Here is a 16,631-nt window from a genome sequence, read left to right on the forward strand (position 1 = left end):
ATGGACGAAAAATTACGTATTTTATTATGCGAAGACGATGAAAATCTTGGCATGTTATTGAGAGAATATTTGCAGGCAAAGGGGTATGCTGCCGACCTTTGTCCGGATGGGGAAGTGGGCTATAAAACTTTCTTGAAGAACAAATATGATTTGTGTGTGCTTGATGTAATGATGCCGCGCAAAGACGGCTTTACGCTGGCTCAGGAAATCCGTCAGGCAAATGCGGAAATTCCTATTATTTTCCTGACGGCAAAAACGCTGAAAGAAGATATTCTGGAAGGTTTTAAAATCGGTGCAGACGATTACATCACGAAACCATTCAGTATGGAAGAGCTGACTTTCCGTATCGAAGCTATTCTGCGCCGTGTACGTGGAAAACGGAACAAGGAAAGCAACATTTATAAGATAGGACGTTTCACGTTTGATACACAAAAACAGATTCTTTCTATCGGCGATAAGCAGACCAAGTTGACAACAAAAGAATCAGAATTGTTAGGACTGTTGTGTGCACATGCAAACGAAATCTTGCAGCGCGACTTTGCCTTGAAAACCATTTGGATTGACGACAATTACTTCAATGCAAGAAGTATGGATGTGTATATCACTAAACTGCGTAAGCATTTGAAAGAAGATGATTCAATCGAAATCATCAATATTCACGGAAAGGGATATAAGTTGATTACTCCCGAAGAATAATGGATTTCTGGCTGTAAGCGGAAATAAAAAAGCCCGGTACACGAACATACCGGGCTTTTTTATTGCTCTGAAACTTTACTTGATAAGTTACTCTGTAATGCGTTTATTGATAATGATATGAGCAAGTAATCCGACAACAACTAATAACAGCGATGTGCCCAACGTTGTATTGTCATTAACATTACCATTAACGAAGCAGAGGATCAGGATGATTGCACCCACTATCACCAAAATCACTCCTAAATTCTTTAACAAGGTTTTCATGTGTGTTTTCTATTTTATGGTTTAATTTATTCATTATTACAAATTAAAGCATAATTCTTTAATGAACGAAATTATTTCATGAAAAAAACAGAATATTAAGCAAATATCTTTCTTCTGAAACGATCTTCTGTAAGAGTCTGCTTAAAATTTCCGGCTAAATTTCAAGGGGAGGAGGCATAAACTCCTCCGTCTGCCATGAAAAAATGCAACATCGGCTTTATTGTTTCAATCCGGTGCGTCGCCCGATATGATTCGGGAGGATTGTTCGTTTATGCCGCTTGCTCAAACGTTGTGCGCCTTGTTCGGAAGCCTGAAAACACTACCCGAAAAGCGGGTCGGTTCTATGGGTAGAACCGGGCAACTCATCCGTTAGAAATGACCAACACTAACGGTAGCGTTTGGACCGGCATAACAGAAGGGATTTTCTCCCCTGTGTTTCCGCAAACAAGAGGCATTATGGAGTTCCGGTGTCCGACATAAAGCGGATGGAGTGAAATAAGTACAGATAAAGATACTTAATCGGAAAATTTAAACAGGCTCTAAGTTTTATTCTTTTGTGTTGGTAAATATTTTGCGTAGAACTTCTTGGCTGACTTTCAGTTCTTCAATCGTTAATCCGTGTAACGCCTCCCGCAGGGTTTTGTTGGCAATGTGGCGCGCTTTCCCCTCCAGTCCTTTCCCTTTTTGGGTCAAATGGATTTTGTTGGTACGCCGGTCTTTGGGATTTGCCGTGCGCACCACCAACTGTTGGCGTTCCATGTTGTCAATAAGTCGAGTCATGCTCGGCTTGTCTTTAAACGTGGCATTACATAACTCTTGCTGGGGAACGCCATCTTTTTCCCATAAATAAAGTAAAACAGTCCATTGTTCAGGGGTAATGTCAAGTCCGTTTTGGCGGAAGTTGCGGTTTAGTTTTCGGTTGATAGCAGCAGAGACCTTGCCATTAAGGATGGCGAAAATAAGCTGTATGTCGAAATTGAATTGTTCAATCATTCGTCTTTGTCATTTAAATAATTACAAAGATACATATCTTTCATAAAAGCCCCCTTGTTTTAAGATTCTTTTTGCATAAAAAGTGGATAAAGGTTTGTTTGTTAGAGAAAAAGTCGTACCTTTGCGCCGCAAATAAAATTTTAATATTAATAATTTAATTAACGAATAAGTATGAATCAATACGAAACCGTTTTCATTTTAACTCCCGTTTTGTCTGACGCTCAGATGAAGGAAGCGGTAGAGAAGTTCAAAGCAATCCTGACTCAGGAAGGTGCTGAGATCATCAATGAAGAAAACTGGGGATTGAAGAAGTTGGCTTATCCTATCCAGAAGAAAACTACCGGTTTTTATCAACTGATTGAGTTTAAGGCAGAACCGTCTGTTATTGCAAAATTGGAAGTAAACTTCCGTCGTGACGAACGTGTAATCCGTTTCTTGACATTCAGAATGGATAAGTACGCTGCAGAATATGCTGCTAAGAGAAGAAATGTAAAATCAACTAAAAAGGAGGAAAACTAATCATGGCACAGCAACAATCAGAAATCAGATATTTAACTCCGCCCTCAGTAGACGTTAAAAAGAAGAAATACTGCCGTTTTAAAAAGAACGGTATCAAGTATATCGATTATAAAGATCCTGAATTCTTGAAGAAATTCTTGAATGAACAAGGTAAAATCCTTCCGCGCCGTATTACCGGTACTTCATTGAAGTTCCAACGTCGTATTGCGCAAGCTGTGAAGAGAGCACGTCACTTGGCGTTGCTGCCTTACGTAACTGATATGATGAAATAATTAAAGGAGGAATAAGAGTATGGAAATTATTTTGAAAGAAGACGTAGTTAACTTGGGCTACAAGAATGATATTGTAACCGTTAAGTCTGGTTATGGTCGTAACTATCTTATTCCGACGGGAAAAGCAGTTATCGCATCTCCGGCTGCCAAGAAAATGTTGGCTGAAGAATTGAAGCAACGCGCACACAAGTTGGAAAAAATTAAGAAAGATGCTGAAGCAGTGGCTGAATCACTGAAAGGCGTTTCTTTGAAAATTGCTACCAAAGTTAGTGCAACAGGCGTTATCTATGGTTCTGTAAGCAATATCCAAATTGCTGACGAATTGGCTAAATTGGGTCACAACATCGATCGTAAGATTATCGTTGTGAAAGGTCAAGTGAAGGAAGTTGGTCAATACACCGCAACCGTTAAACTTCATAAGGAAGTTTCTGTTGAAATTCCGTTTGAAGTTGTTGCAGAAGAAGCTTAATTTGCTATCTGTAAATACTTGATAAAAAATCCCGATCGGAAATCATATTTCGGTCGGGATTCTTTTTTTTGTCTCTATGTGCAGGTGAAATCTGGACCTGAATCTTTTATGTGATGAATGGAGATAACGTTTGCCGGTTGCCGGTTCTTGGTTTGTTTTATTCAATTAGGGGGAGACGTACGGACATAAAAAAAAGTCTGGCAGTGCTTTCGCACCCAGACTTTCAATTCTCTCTAATGTTCGTTAGATTATTCAGCTACAACAGCAGAGTCAGTAGCTGCTGAATCAACAACTGCTGCTGAGTCAGTTGCAACCGGAGCAACTTCTTCTACAGTAGTTGCAGTTGAATCTACGTTAGCTTCAGTGTTAGCTGCTTGGTTACCGCAAGATGCGAAAGAAATAGCAGCAAATGCTACGAACAAAAATACTAATTTTTTCATTTTCTTTGCTTTTTTAAATCTGTAATACTTATGTTGTTCTCTTAAAACGTTGCAAAGATACAGACTTTTAGAATACGTTGTTCTTTTAAAGCCTACTTTTTTTCAAAAAAATATGTTTTTAAATATAAATTTCTTTATCTCTGCCGTTTGGACGCAAGTAAATGCGTATGTAAAGCCGTATAGGGCGGTTTGTTGACGGATGGTTTTGTGGCATGGATAAAAGGATTATTTAATAATTATTGAGTATTAATGCAGGGAGTAGGTGCTTAACGCGGGAGAATCCGATAAAAATGTGTAACTTTGTAGCATCTACCAATCGAGACTAAAATTATATATGATAGATACAAATGTTTTTCAGGATAAAAAAGCTGTTTATTACACTTTAGGATGTAAACTGAATTTCGCAGAAACTTCTTCTATCGGAAAGACTTTGAAAGAAGCCGGTATCCGTACCGTTCGAAAAGGAGAAAAAGCTGATATTTGCGTGATAAATACCTGTTCGGTTACCGAAGTGGCAGATAAGAAATGCAGGCAGGCGATTCATCGTTTGTCGAAGGAACATCCCGGAGCGTTCATCGTTGTAACAGGATGTTATGCCCAGTTGAAACCGGAACAGATTGCTGATATAGAAGGGGTAGACCTTGTATTGGGGGCAGAACAGAAAGGGGAGTTGATTAATTATTTGGGCGATTTGAAGAAACGTGAACACGGAGAGGCTGTGACGACTGTTACTAAAGATATCCGTGCCTTTTCTCCGTCGTGTTCCCGCGGAGACCGTACGCGCTATTTCTTGAAAGTGCAAGATGGTTGTGACTATTTCTGCTCATACTGTACGATACCTTTCGCACGCGGAAGAAGCCGTAACGGAAAGATTGAAGACCTTGTGGCTCAGGCGCGTCAGAGTGCGCTTGAAGGAGGAAAGGAGATTGTGCTTACCGGAGTAAACATTGGCGATTTCGGAAAAAGTACAGGCGAGAATTTTTATGATTTGGTAAAGGCACTCGATGAAGTAGAAGGCATTGAGCGTTTCCGTATATCGTCTATTGAACCCAATTTGTTGACGGACGAAATTATCGAATACGTTGCTCGTTCAAAGCGGTTTATGCCTCATTTCCATATCCCTTTGCAGTCCGGATGCGATGAAGTGCTGAAGTTGATGCGCCGGCGATACGATACGGCTTTGTTTGCTTCTAAAATCCATAAAATAAAAGAATTAATCCCCGATGCCTTTATCGGTGTGGATGTTATTGTGGGTACGCGCGGTGAAATACCTGAATATTTTGACCGTGCTTACGAGTTTATAAAGAGTCTGGACGTTACTCAGCTCCACGTGTTCAGCTATTCCGAACGCCCCGGAACACAAGCCCTGAATATTGATTATGTGGTTTCGGCGGATGAAAAACATCGCAGAAGCCAGCAGCTTTTGGCGCTTTCGGAAGAAAAGACGCGGGCTTTCTATGCGCGTCATATCGGGAAAGAAGCTGTGGTATTGATGGAGAAATCGAAAGCCGGAGCTCCGATGCATGGTTTTACGGACAATTATATCCGGGTAGAACTGCCGCACGATGATTCGCTCGATAATCAGTTGGTGCGTGTGCGGTTAGGAGAGTTTAATGAAGAAGGTACGGCACTGAAAGGGACAATTCTGGCATGAAAAAAGTATCGGTAGTCATATTAAATTGGAATGGGGCTGACATGCTTCGTCGTTTCTTGCCCTCGGTATTAGCTTGCTCACAGGCAGAAGGCGTAGAGGTATGTGTGGCAGATAACGGTTCGACGGACGATTCTTGCGAAATTATCAAATGGGAGTTTCCCGATGTGCGGCTGATTCGTTTGGCAGAAAACTATGGTTTTGCCGAAGGGTATAACAAGGCTTTGAAGCAGGTGGAGGCAGAGTATGTGGTTCTGCTGAATAGCGATGTTGAGGTTACTCCGGATTGGCTCACTCCAATGGTCGATTACATGGATACCCACCCCGATGTGGCTGCCTGTCAGCCTAAAATATTAAGTTATCATGAGCGGAATAGCTTTGAATATGCTGGTGCGGCAGGCGGATTTATAGACTGTTACGGCTATCCGTTTTGCCGGGGACGTATCTTTGAATCGGTGGAGGAAGATAGAGGGCAGTATGACAAGGTTGTTTCTGTTTTTTGGGCAACGGGGGCTGCGTTACTGATTCGGCTGAAAGTTTATCAGGAAGTGGGCGGGCTGGACGGACGTTTCTTTGCCCACATGGAGGAGATAGACCTTTGTTGGCGTTTGCGCAGTCGCGGTCACAATGTGGTTTGCTTGCCTTCAAGTAGCGTATATCACGTAGGGGGAGCCACGCTGAAAAAGGATAACCCGCACAAAACGTTCTTGAATTTTCGCAATAACTTGCTGATGCTCTACAAAAATTTGCCCGAAAAAGAACTTCGTCGGGTGATGTGCGTGCGCGCCTGTTTAGATTATGTAGCGGCCGCTTTTTTCTTTCTGAAGGCAGATTTTCATAATGCTCATGCCGTAATCGAAGCGCGTAAGGAGTACCTCCGTTTGCGCCCGCAGTTCGTTGACGACCGGCGTAAGAACCTTGCTTCTACACAGTTGACAGACATCCCCGAACGTTTTCGTTTCAGTATCTTGTGGCAGGCAAAAGTGCGCGGGCGCAAGGTCTTTACAGCATTGTTCCGTTGATGTGGAAGCCGGAATACAGCGTTGACTCAAACTTTATCCGGCTTTTTCGGTAGCTTGAAAACACTAACGGTTAGACCGATTGGTTCTATGGGTAGAAACGGTGAGTTCTACCGCTTAGGATGACCAACACTAACGGTAGTGTTTGAGAGCTTTATCCGGCGATGTTTTCTTGGATATATGCTTCTATTTTATCTGTTTCATCGGGGTGGAACCATGCGATGTCTGCATCGCGCTTAAACCATGTCATTTGTTTGCGTGAATAAATGCGCGAGTTTTGCTTGATTTTTTCGATGGCGAACGGTAGCGTCCATGTTCCGTCGAGGTAATTAAATATTTCTTTATACCCCACGGTGTTCAGCGAATTCAGGTGGCGATACGGATAAACGCTCCGCGCTTCTTCCACTAATCCTTCGTCTATCATTTGGTCTACCCGCCGGTTGATTCGTTCGTACAATTCTTCACGGTCTCGTTTCAAGCCTATTTTCAGTATGTGGAACGGGCGTTTTTTGTTACTGCGTGTGCGGAACGACGTATACGTTTTTCCGGTCATGTAGCAAATTTCCAAAGCATGAACCACCCGCTTCGGATTCTTTAAATCTACGATGTTGTAATATTCAGGATCGAGCAGTTTCAGTTCGGCGCATAATCGTTCCAGCCCTTCCGTTTCGTAGCGGTGAATCATCAGTTCGCGTGTTTCCCTGTCTACGGTAGGGATGTCGTCTATACCCTTACATACGGCATCGACGTACATCATCGAGCCTCCGGTGAGTAAAACAACGGGATGGATTTGGAAAAGCTGATTTAATGTGTTTAACACATCAGCTTCGTATTGGGCTGCGCTGTAATAATCGGTAAGTTGCAGTGTTCCCACGAAATGATGGCGCACGCGCTCCAGTTGTTCTCTGGTAGGAGCTGCCGTTCCTATTTTCAAGTCCGCATAAAGTTGCCGCGAGTCGGCAGAGATGATTTCTGTGTGGTAATTCTCAGCTATTTTCAAACTGAGTTCCGTTTTCCCGACACCTGTCGGGCCGATTAGTACGATAAGTGTGGGAGTTTGCATAGAGAATGATTAAAAAAGAAGCACGAATTACACATGAATACGCAGCTTGGTCTTTATCCTGCCGCTTAGCTTTGTGTAATTCGTGCCGTGTTAAAGGGATGTTTAATATTTATCTTCGTCGTAAGGATTACCTCCTTCATTCATGTCGAACCCTTCGGGGTCGAAGTCTTCCAAATCAAATTCTTGGTCACCGTAAAAGTTTTCATCAAGGTCGAGTGCAGCATTCGTATTCATTTGCTCATCGAAATCAATGGTTTGCTGGGGTGCTTCTCCCTCTTTCCGTGAACAAACAGCCTTGTCTAAGTCTTTACCTGTGATGATTTCTGATAATTCAATGAAGAACACACGTTCTGCCAGCGGGTCGAATACGTATAACAGTTTTTGTTTTTCGTCCTCAAGTAGTTCGCTCAAGCGAGTGTCGCGCATTACGTATGTATCTTCTTCCGAGCTTCCTCCGCCCATGTCCTCCAGTGTGACTTCTGTTTCTTTTTCCCAATCGTCGTCGCAGATGAAAAAAGAAGTCATTTGGTCGTCTTTATAGCCGACAGATTTCAATATTGCTTCGTGGAGATCGTAAAACGAAGCATCAGAGTCGATTTTTATTTCTCTAAAGAAACCATCGACTTCGTCTGATATGATTCTAAACTTATATACCATTGTTACTTTTGTTTTAGTCGTTTATTGACGAGGTAAAGTTACAAAAATCTTTTCAGCGTATGATTCCTCGCTGTGAATTTTCAACAAACGAAATGATATATTCTATTTCTTTGCTCATAGGTATTTCGTTTCGGATTTGCTCTAACGCATCGCTTACTATTTTTCCGCTGTTGTAGATGATGCGGTAAGCGTTATGGATATTTTCAATCAGCTCGTTTGAAAATTCCCTGCGTCGCAATCCTACGATATTGATGCCGCAGTAGGCTATCGGGTCTCGTCCGGCGATGATGAAAGGCGGAATGTCTTTGCTGAAACGGCATCCTCCTTGAATCATTACGTAGCCTCCCACGTGACAGAACTGGTGCATTAATACGCCTCCGCTGACGATGGCGTTGTCATCAACTATAACTTCTCCTGCTATTTTGGTTGCATTTCCGATGATACAGTTGCTTCCTACGTGTGTGTCGTGAGCCACGTGTACCCCTTCCATCAGTAAGTTATTGTTTCCTACAATGGTTTTTCCTTTCGATGCAGTTCCTCGGTTGATTGTTACGTTTTCGCGGATGGTGTTATTGTCTCCTATTTCGGCGGTTGTTTCTTCCCCCCTGAATTTCAGGTCTTGCGGAATGGCCCCAATGACTGCTCCCGGAAAAATGCGGTTTCCGTTGCCGATTCGTGCGCCGTATAAAATATTCGCGTTCGGCATAATAACATTGTTATCTCCGATAACCACATTTTTATCGATGAAAACGAACGGACCTATTTCCACATTTTCTCCTATTTGGGCTTCAGGATGTATGTATGCTAACGGACTTATCATAGCTGTATATTAAGAATAAACAAAGAAATTGCATCAAAATATTGTAGTTGTAAATCGGTTGATATTGTTGTGTTCAAGCGGTTGTTTCTTATTTTGATGCAATTCTTCATTATATATTATTTGTTTTTTACGATTTGTGCCATAAATTCGGCTTCACAGACAATTTTTTCTCCTACGAATACGTATCCTTTCATAGTAGATATGCCACGTCGGATAGGAGCTGTTAACTCAACACGGAAGATTAATGTGTCTCCCGGAACTACTTTCTGACGGAACTTTACGTTGTCTATTTTCAGGAAATAGGTGGAATATCTTTCCGGTTCGTCAACAGAGTTGAGAACCAATAGTCCGCCTACTTGTGCCATAGCTTCTATTTGAAGTACACCCGGCATGACCGGTTCTTGAGGGAAATGTCCTTGAAAGAACGGTTCATTGGATGTAACGTTTTTCACTCCCACGATATGGTTTGCCCCGATAGCGATTACTTTGTCGACCAACTGGAATGGATAGCGGTGAGGAAGTAACTCACGAATGCGGTTTACATCCATCAAGGGCTTTTCGTTGCAGTTATAAATCGGTGCCTGTATTTCGTGTAAGCGGATTTCTTTTCTTAGCTGGCGCGCAAACTTATTATTGATTGTATGTCCCGGACGGGTAGCAATGATACGTCCCTTTATAGGTTTCCCTGTCAGTGCAAGGTCGCCGATAATATCAAGCAATTTATGACGTGCCGGTTCGTTGGGCCATACCAAAGGGATATGGTTTATATATCCCAGATGGCTTGCATCCATGTGTGGAACACCCATTACATCTGCAAGTTTGTCGAAGTTATCTTGCGTCATTTGTTTTTCGTAGATAACGATAGCGTTATCTAAATCGCCTCCTTTGATAAGTCCGGCATTTAATAGCGGTTCAATTTCACGGACGAAAACGAATGTACGTGCCGATGCGATTTCATTTGGAAAGTCATTCATGTTTTCCAAAGTCGCGTATTGATTATTCAATATGTTCGAGTCGTAGGAAATCAATACATTGAGGCTGAACTTATCGTCTGGCAATACAATGATGGAAGAACCGGTTTCTTCGTCGCGGAATTCAATTTTCGACTTGATGATATAATAGTCTTTCGGAGCGGCTTGTTCTTCGATGCCAACACGTTTTATACATTCTACATACGCTTTTGCACTGCCGTCCAAAATTGGGAATTCAGGTCCGTTTACTTGAATAAGACAGTTGTCGATACCTGCTGCATAGAGTGCAGCTAAAGCATGTTCAACGGTACTGACTTTCACCCCGTTTTTCCCTAAAACAGTACCACGTGTCGTATCTACAACGTTTTCTGCCACGGCATCCAATATAGGTTGGTCATCGAGGTCTATGCGTTGTATTTTATACCCGTGATGCTCTGGGGCAGGATTGAATGTAACAGTCAATTTGACTCCTGTATGAAGTCCCTTGCCGTTCAAGGAAAAACTGCCTTTTAAGGTTTGTTGTTTCAACATGGGTTTATTTATTAAGTTGTTTTTTCAGTTCTTCTATTTCTCTTTTTAGGCATCCCAATTCGGTATACATATCCGGCAATTTCTTGTAAATTACAGCCGAACGTGCGAATTGTTTGGGGTCGATAGCGGGATATCCCATCAGCGTAGTTCCCGACTTTGTGTTTCCCGGTATACCCGATTGTGCCCCCACTGTTACATGGTCGCCTATTGTTATGTGTCCTGCTACTCCTACTTGTCCGGCAAAAGTACATCGCTCTCCGATCTTTGTAGAACCGGCAATTCCTACTTGTGATGCCATGACAGTATGACTGCCTACTTCTACGTTATGTGCTATTTGAATCAGATTATCCAACTTAACTCCTTTACGGATGATGGTGGCACCCATTGTAGCGCGGTCAACGCAGGTGTTTGCTCCTATTTCTACGTCATCCTCCAGAATAGCGATTCCTATCTGGGGGATTTTTTCATAGCCATTTTCAGTAGGAGCAAACCCGAATCCGTCAGCACCTATCACCGAACCGGCATGAAGGATGCAATTATTCCCTACGCGGCAGTCATGATATATCGTAACGTTCGGATAAAGAATCGTATTGGCTCCCACTTTTGCGTTACACCCTACGGTTACGTGCGGATGGATGTAGGTATTGTCTCCAATCTCGGCACCTTCTTCAATACATGCAAAAGCTCCAATGTATACATTGTTACCTATCTTGGCGTTTGTTGCCACCGAAGCTAAGGGGTCAATACCTTGTTTTTTAGGCAGGCTCGCTTCGTACAGCATCATAAGTTTTGCCAGACTTTCGTACGCATTGTCCACTTTGATAAGAGTGGCTTTTATTTCATGCTCCGGCTCAAAATCTTTATTTACCAGTACAATGGAGGATTGCGTATTATAAATATAATGAGTGTATTTGGGGTTGGAGAGAAAAGACAATGCACCTGCAATGCCTTCTTCTATTTTGGCAAAAGTGTGTACCGTTGCGTTTTCGTCTCCAATAATGGTTCCGTGGATGTATTCCGCAATTTGTTTAGCTGAGAACTCCATAATATTTTTTTGTTCTTTTATTCCTTTTGTTCCTTTATACCTTTTGGTTAATAACTGCCTAAATTGGCATACTCATCAGATAATTATGCAAATTACGTGTTTTTTTTTCAGAAATCCGTGAAAAATGTCATTTTTTTCTCCTTGCACGCTTGAAAATCTTTGAACAGACGGCTTTTCCGGTTAGAAGATGCCTTTGAGTTGTTCCTCCATTTGGAGTTGGACTTTGTGAGCTTCTTCTCCGGCAGCTTTGGCGAAATTTTCGGTTTTGTCTGCATAGATGATCGCACGGCTGGAGTTGACGATAAGTCCACACTCGCTATTCATGCCGTATTTGCAGACTTCTTCCAAAGACCCTCCTTGTGCTCCGACACCCGGTACCAACAAGAAATGGTTAGGTACGATTTTGCGAATATCTTCGAACATCCGTCCTTGAGTTGCACCTACTACATACATCATGTTCTGGTCGTTTGCCCATTCTTGTGATTTGCGTAATACTTTTTCAAAAAGTCGTTCTCCGTTAGTGTCGGTAGTTAATTGAAAGTCGTGAGAACCTTTGTTTGATGTCAGTGCCAATAAGATAACCCATTTGCCTTCATAAGTAAGAAACGGCGTTACGCTGTCTTCTCCCATATATGGGGCAACGGTCACTGAATCAATGTCCAGCTCTTCGAAGAATGTGCGGGCATACATGGCAGAGGTATTTCCGATGTCTCCACGCTTGGCATCTGCGATGATGAATTGGTCCGGATAGTTTTTCTTGATGTAATCCACTGTCTTTTCGAATGCTATCCAGCCTTTTACACCCATGCTTTCATAAAAGGCGAGGTTCGGTTTGTAAGCTATACAGTAAGGAGCGGTAGCGTCAATGATGGCTTTGTTGAAAGCAAAGATAGGGTCTTCCTCATTTAGCAGGTGTTCCGGGATTTTCTTGATGTCAGTGTCCAGTCCTACACAAAGGAATGATTTCTTGCGTCTGATGTTTTCAAAAAGTTCTTGTTTGTTCATATTGCTGTATTTTAATTGTTTTTTATAAATAGATAACCTGATAAGTTGACCGAAGTGTGCCCTTCGTTGGCAAACCGTGTGACGTTTATATAGGTTGAAATAAATAAGTGTTCGTTTAATTTGCACTTGATTCGCTGCGGAGGCGTATCCTCACGAGGATACTTGTCGGCAAGAGAGCCGAGTGCCTTTAAATCCAGATAAACCGTGTCTGTAATGCCCTTGTCTTTATCGTTGACAGGCACGGGCAGTATACCATCCGATATATTCTTGTTGGATATATCCTCTATCTGGGAAACCTCTATAAAGTGGCCATATCCTTTCGGAATCTCAATGGTAGTTTTTGCAGACGTTCGTTGTTCTATCAGGATGTCTTTGTCCGCATTCGTTGTCAGAACTGCGTTGATTCGTTCTGAGAATAAGTCGCTGAGGCTTTCCTCGCCAAAATAACTGTGCAGGTACATTATTTTGTCATTGATTGAGCGAGCTTTTTCCGGGGGGAGTGTGTTGACCCATGCCGTGTACTCTTTTTCGGAGAGCGGCATATCATAAGCATGTAATTTCAGCTCTTTCAAAATATCATTGCGGAGCGTATTACGGGTGATGCTGCTGTAATTAACCGGCAGTACGGAGGTTAGAAGGAAAATAACCGCAAACGATATGGGAATCCAGTTGATGCGTTTTGCCTTCGTGATAAACAGTCCGATGCAGACCATGTAACACCATGCGTTGAATGTTATCAGGTAAAGACGGTTTATCGTGATACCGTAATCGTTGAAACGGCGGGCAATGCCTATCGTCATCAGTATCAGCAGCGGAAGTATCAGTACAGGAAGGTAACGCGCTATGCGGTTATCTGCCTTCTTTACATTTGCCATTCGCGACGGGTAAAGCCCGAACTCAACGGCAATACATCCTGCCATCAGCGTTGTAACGAGCCATGAAACCCACCCGATGGGTAGCTCCCATTTTACCAATATGCGGGCAGCATAAATGTAAAGTACGATAAGATAACCGCTTAACAGCGGGATAAACAGGTAATGGATAACCGTATTCAGAAAACTTTTCGACAAGGGGGTACGGTCATGTTTGACAGCTCCTTGGGGTAGTAGTCCCAAGAAAAGGAATATGGCAAGCAAAATATTACATACCACGGTAATGTAGATATACCATTTCGAGTCGATGTTCCAGTCGAATAGTTGATGGAGAGAAAAGACCAGCAAGTTGATTCCTCCGCTCATGATGCTGCCTATCGCACAAGCTGTTACGAAGTATGTGAGGCTCGACAGGGTGAAGTTCCAGCTAGCTATGTCGTTTTTTTCCTTCGTAAACGACAGGAAGAATATTGAAATCCCTAAGGCGAATATGCCGGCTCCGTGGGCAATCGTGATTTCGGTAAGCGACTCTTCGGGCGAAAGGTAATACAGAAATACGGAATCGGCGATTAATAAAACGTGGGCGACGGCTTGGGTAATGATTCGCGCAGACGGTTTCTTTATTTCCTCACACCACAGGTGGAGAGTTAGCGAAAGCAGTGTTCCGATAGAGAGGTAGTAGGCTATGATAAAAAACAGCCGCTCTTCTTTTTCTATTGTTACCCAATAAATTAAATATCCGGTAAGGGCTATCGCAAAACATACGGTAATCGGAAAACGTTTCAAGCAATTTTGAAACGCTTCGGTTAATGTGGAAAATGTTTTTGTCAGAAAAGTTCTTACCATGATATTTATTCAGATACTGTTACAATTCGCTTTCTTTTAATCTTTCTGCGTTTTCGGCTACTATCAAGTGGTCGATACAGTCTTGAATATCTCCGTCCATAAAGGCAGCCAAGTTATAGATGGTGTAATTGATGCGGTGGTCGGTGATACGTCCTTGCGGGTAATTGTAAGTACGTATCTTTGCCGAGCGGTCTCCCGTGCTCACCATCGTTTTCCGTTTCGAAGCGATGTCGTCGATGTACTTCTGATGCTCCTTGTCATAGATAAATGTACGCAGGCGCGACAAAGCACGTTCTTTGTTTTTGGGTTGGTCGCGGGTTTCGGTACATTCGATGAGGATTTCTTCCACTACTCCCGTATTCGGATTCTTCCAGTTGTAGCGCAGGCGCACGCCCGATTCTACTTTATTTACGTTCTGTCCGCCGGCTCCGCCGCTTCGGAATGTGTCCCACTTTATTTCTCCTTCATTGATTTCCACATCAAAGGGTTCGGCTTCAGGCAGGACGGCTACCGATGCCGCAGAGGTGTGTACGCGCCCCTGCGTTTCCGTGGCAGGTACACGCTGTACGCGGTGAACGCCCGATTCGTATTTCAACGTTCCGTAAACCTTTTCACCTGTAACCGAACAGATGATTTCTTTAAATCCGCCGGCAGCTCCCTCGTTGGCGCTCGAAACTTCCAATTTCCAGCCCTTCGATTCGCAATATTTTGAATACATACGGAATAAGTCGCCGGCAAAAATGGCAGCCTCGTCGCCCCCTGTTCCTCCGCGTATTTCAAGAATGGCATTGCGGTCATCTTGCGGGTCGGCAGGAACAAGCAACAGTTTGATTTCTTCTTCCAGTTCGGGGATGCGTGCTTCGCAGGCAGCCGCTTCTTCGCGTGCCATTTCCTTCATTTCGGGGTCGCTTTCTGCCATCATCATCTTGGCTTCTTCCAGCCCGTTCAGGCATTGCAGGTATTCTTTGCGTGCCTCCATGATGTCGCCCAGCTCTTTATACTCTTTGGTCAGCTTTACGTACCGCTTTTGGTCGGCAATCACCGAAGGGTCGGTGATGAGTGTCGAAACTTCCTCGAAGCGCGAAACCAGTCCGTCTAACTTTTCTAATAATGTATTGTTGTCTGTCATTGTTTTGAAGATTTTAAGTTTGTGGGCAAGTCAGCCGTTTGAAGCCCACAAACTTAAACAGAATATTAATATTTAAATTCGCCGAATTCGCTGCGGATAATCAGTTCCTTGTGGTCGCTTTCCTCAATGCGTCCGATGATTTGCGCATCGATGTTAAACGATTTGCTGATGGCGATGACTTCTTCGGCATGTTCGGGCGATAAGTACACTTCCAAGCGGTGACCCATGTTGAACACTTTGTACATTTCGTCCCAGTCAGTTCCGCTCTGTTCTTTGATGGTGCGGAACAACGGAGGTACGGGGAACAGGTTGTCTTTGATTACGCGGCAGTTGTCTCCCACGAAGTGAAGCACTTTGGTCTGTGCGCCGCCCGAACAGTGCACCATGCCGTGAATCTGCGGTCGCAGCGCATCCAGCAATTTTTTTACCACAGGGGCATACGTGCGGGTAGGAGACAGTACCAGTTTTCCGGCATCAAGCGGTGAGCCTTCCACAGCGTCGGTCAGCTTTAACTGTCCGCTATAAACCAGTTCTTCGGGTACGGCATGGTCGTAACTTTCCGGATATTTTTCGGCAAGATATTTGGCGAATACATCATGACGTGCGCTGGTCAGACCGTTGCTGCCCATGCCGCCGTTATACTCTTTTTCGTAAGTGGCTTGTCCGTACGAAGCCAATCCCACGATAACGTCGCCCGGACGGATGTTGGCATTATCAATCACATCGCTGCGCTTCATGCGACAGGTTACCGTACTGTCGACGATGATGGTACGTACCAAGTCGCCCACATCGGCAGTCTCACCTCCCGTGGCATAAACGCCCACGCCCATTTCGCGCAGTTCGGCAAGGAGTTCGTCTGTGCCGTTGATGATGGCAGAGATAACCTCGCCCGGAACCAACAGCTTGTTGCGTCCGATGGTAGACGAAACCAAGATATTATCCACTGCTCCCACGCAGAGCAAATCGTCGATATTCATAATCAGCGCATCCTGAGCGATGCCTTTCCACACCGACAGGTCGCCGGTTTCTTTCCAGTAAAGGTAAGCTAACGAAGACTTCGTGCCCGCTCCGTCGGCGTGCATGATGTTACAGTACTCAGGGTCTCCGCCCAAAATGTCGGGGATAATTTTGCAGAATGCTTTCGGAAAAATACCCTTGTCGATATTCTTTATAGCGTTATGTACATCTTCTTTTGATGCGGAAACGCCGCGTTGCATGTATCGTTGGTTGCTCATGAGTATAATAGGATATATATGTTTGTTTTAATCAAATATGCAAATTTAGCTATAATTCTGCGTATATCCATAAAGTTGGCGATTTTTAATGCGATTTATACTTTTAAACATCATCGTGATGTCTGCATAAAAAA

Annotated in this window: 18 protein-coding genes; 6 read left to right on the forward strand and 12 right to left on the reverse strand. The window is 43.4% G+C overall.

What is annotated here, in order from left to right:
- On the forward strand, positions 1-696 hold the full coding sequence (rprY, locus tag H9626_RS07415) for a response regulator transcription factor RprY (protein WP_178257433.1): 696 nt from the start codon (positions 1-3) through the stop codon (positions 694-696).
- An 87-nt stretch (positions 697-783) separates the two neighbouring features.
- Here rprY and H9626_RS07420 read toward each other — a convergent pair whose 3' ends face one another.
- Both H9626_RS07420 and H9626_RS07425 read right to left on the reverse strand, forming a co-directional pair.
- Complete coding sequence (locus tag H9626_RS07420; RefSeq protein WP_178257434.1) at positions 784-960, reverse strand: hypothetical protein; 177 nt, start codon at positions 958-960, stop codon at positions 784-786.
- A 546-nt stretch (positions 961-1,506) separates the two neighbouring features.
- On the reverse strand, positions 1,507-1,953 hold the full coding sequence (locus H9626_RS07425; protein WP_178257435.1) for a MarR family winged helix-turn-helix transcriptional regulator: 447 nt from the start codon (positions 1,951-1,953) through the stop codon (positions 1,507-1,509).
- A gap of 171 nt (positions 1,954-2,124) precedes the next feature.
- On the opposite strand from H9626_RS07425, the gene rpsF reads away from it, so the two are divergent.
- The 3 genes from rpsF to rplI are packed head-to-tail and all read left to right on the forward strand — an operon-like array spanning position 2,125 to position 3,213.
- Positions 2,125-2,472 (forward strand): 30S ribosomal protein S6, encoded by a 348-nt coding sequence (gene rpsF, locus H9626_RS07430; protein WP_178257436.1) that lies wholly within the window; start codon positions 2,125-2,127, stop codon positions 2,470-2,472.
- Positions 2,473-2,474: 2 nt separating this feature from the next.
- Positions 2,475-2,744 (forward strand): 30S ribosomal protein S18, encoded by a 270-nt coding sequence (gene rpsR, locus H9626_RS07435; protein ID WP_191710081.1) that lies wholly within the window; start codon positions 2,475-2,477, stop codon positions 2,742-2,744.
- 19 nt (positions 2,745-2,763) lie between these two features.
- Entirely contained in the window at positions 2,764-3,213 is a 450-nt protein-coding gene (gene rplI, locus H9626_RS07440) for a 50S ribosomal protein L9 (RefSeq protein ID WP_191710082.1), read from the forward strand.
- Positions 3,214-3,461: 248 nt separating this feature from the next.
- Here rplI and H9626_RS07445 read toward each other — a convergent pair whose 3' ends face one another.
- The gene (locus H9626_RS07445) at positions 3,462-3,653 is read right to left on the reverse strand and encodes a PG1828 family lipoprotein (protein WP_178257672.1); all 192 of its coding nucleotides are present in this window, start codon (positions 3,651-3,653) and stop codon (positions 3,462-3,464) included.
- Between the two features lie 334 nt (positions 3,654-3,987).
- On the opposite strand from H9626_RS07445, the gene mtaB reads away from it, so the two are divergent.
- Complete coding sequence (gene mtaB / locus H9626_RS07450) at positions 3,988-5,307, forward strand: tRNA (N(6)-L-threonylcarbamoyladenosine(37)-C(2))-methylthiotransferase MtaB (RefSeq protein ID WP_191710083.1); 1,320 nt, start codon at positions 3,988-3,990, stop codon at positions 5,305-5,307.
- The gene (locus H9626_RS07455; protein ID WP_178257670.1) at positions 5,304-6,326 is read left to right on the forward strand and encodes a glycosyltransferase family 2 protein; all 1,023 of its coding nucleotides are present in this window, start codon (positions 5,304-5,306) and stop codon (positions 6,324-6,326) included. Before mtaB ends, H9626_RS07455 begins: the two co-directional genes overlap by 4 nt.
- Positions 6,327-6,477: 151 nt before the next feature.
- Here the strand turns inward: H9626_RS07455 and miaA are convergent, their stop codons facing one another.
- The 9 genes from miaA to H9626_RS07500 form a co-directional block, all read right to left on the reverse strand.
- Positions 6,478-7,386, reverse strand: a complete 909-nt coding sequence (gene miaA / locus H9626_RS07460; RefSeq protein ID WP_191710084.1) for a tRNA (adenosine(37)-N6)-dimethylallyltransferase MiaA — start codon at positions 7,384-7,386, stop codon at positions 6,478-6,480.
- Between the two features lie 102 nt (positions 7,387-7,488).
- On the reverse strand, positions 7,489-8,043 hold the full coding sequence (locus tag H9626_RS07465; protein WP_178257668.1) for an IS1096 element passenger TnpR family protein: 555 nt from the start codon (positions 8,041-8,043) through the stop codon (positions 7,489-7,491).
- Between the two features lie 52 nt (positions 8,044-8,095).
- On the reverse strand, positions 8,096-8,863 hold the full coding sequence (lpxA, locus tag H9626_RS07470) for an acyl-ACP--UDP-N-acetylglucosamine O-acyltransferase (RefSeq protein WP_178257667.1): 768 nt from the start codon (positions 8,861-8,863) through the stop codon (positions 8,096-8,098).
- Between the two features lie 116 nt (positions 8,864-8,979).
- Complete coding sequence (locus H9626_RS07475; RefSeq protein WP_191710085.1) at positions 8,980-10,365, reverse strand: bifunctional UDP-3-O-[3-hydroxymyristoyl] N-acetylglucosamine deacetylase/3-hydroxyacyl-ACP dehydratase; 1,386 nt, start codon at positions 10,363-10,365, stop codon at positions 8,980-8,982.
- Between the two features lie 4 nt (positions 10,366-10,369).
- Positions 10,370-11,410 carry a UDP-3-O-(3-hydroxymyristoyl)glucosamine N-acyltransferase gene (gene lpxD / locus H9626_RS07480; RefSeq protein ID WP_191710086.1) on the reverse strand — a complete coding sequence of 347 codons (1,041 nt, stop codon included), beginning with the start codon at positions 11,408-11,410 and terminating at the stop codon, positions 10,370-10,372.
- A 180-nt stretch (positions 11,411-11,590) separates the two neighbouring features.
- Positions 11,591-12,415 (reverse strand): orotidine-5'-phosphate decarboxylase, encoded by an 825-nt coding sequence (pyrF, locus tag H9626_RS07485; RefSeq protein WP_191710087.1) that lies wholly within the window; start codon positions 12,413-12,415, stop codon positions 11,591-11,593.
- Positions 12,416-12,426: 11 nt separating this feature from the next.
- Positions 12,427-14,133, reverse strand: a complete 1,707-nt coding sequence (locus tag H9626_RS07490; RefSeq protein ID WP_191710088.1) for a DUF4153 domain-containing protein — start codon at positions 14,131-14,133, stop codon at positions 12,427-12,429.
- Positions 14,134-14,152: 19 nt separating this feature from the next.
- Complete coding sequence (gene prfA / locus H9626_RS07495) at positions 14,153-15,262, reverse strand: peptide chain release factor 1 (protein ID WP_178257662.1); 1,110 nt, start codon at positions 15,260-15,262, stop codon at positions 14,153-14,155.
- A gap of 65 nt (positions 15,263-15,327) precedes the next feature.
- Positions 15,328-16,497, reverse strand: a complete 1,170-nt coding sequence (locus tag H9626_RS07500) for an AIR synthase-related protein (protein WP_178257661.1) — start codon at positions 16,495-16,497, stop codon at positions 15,328-15,330.
- Between the last annotated feature and the right edge of the window lie 134 nt (positions 16,498-16,631).

This window comes from Phocaeicola faecium, from assembly GCF_014837055.1.
Classification (GTDB): Bacteria; Bacteroidota; Bacteroidia; order Bacteroidales; family Bacteroidaceae; genus Phocaeicola; species Phocaeicola gallinarum.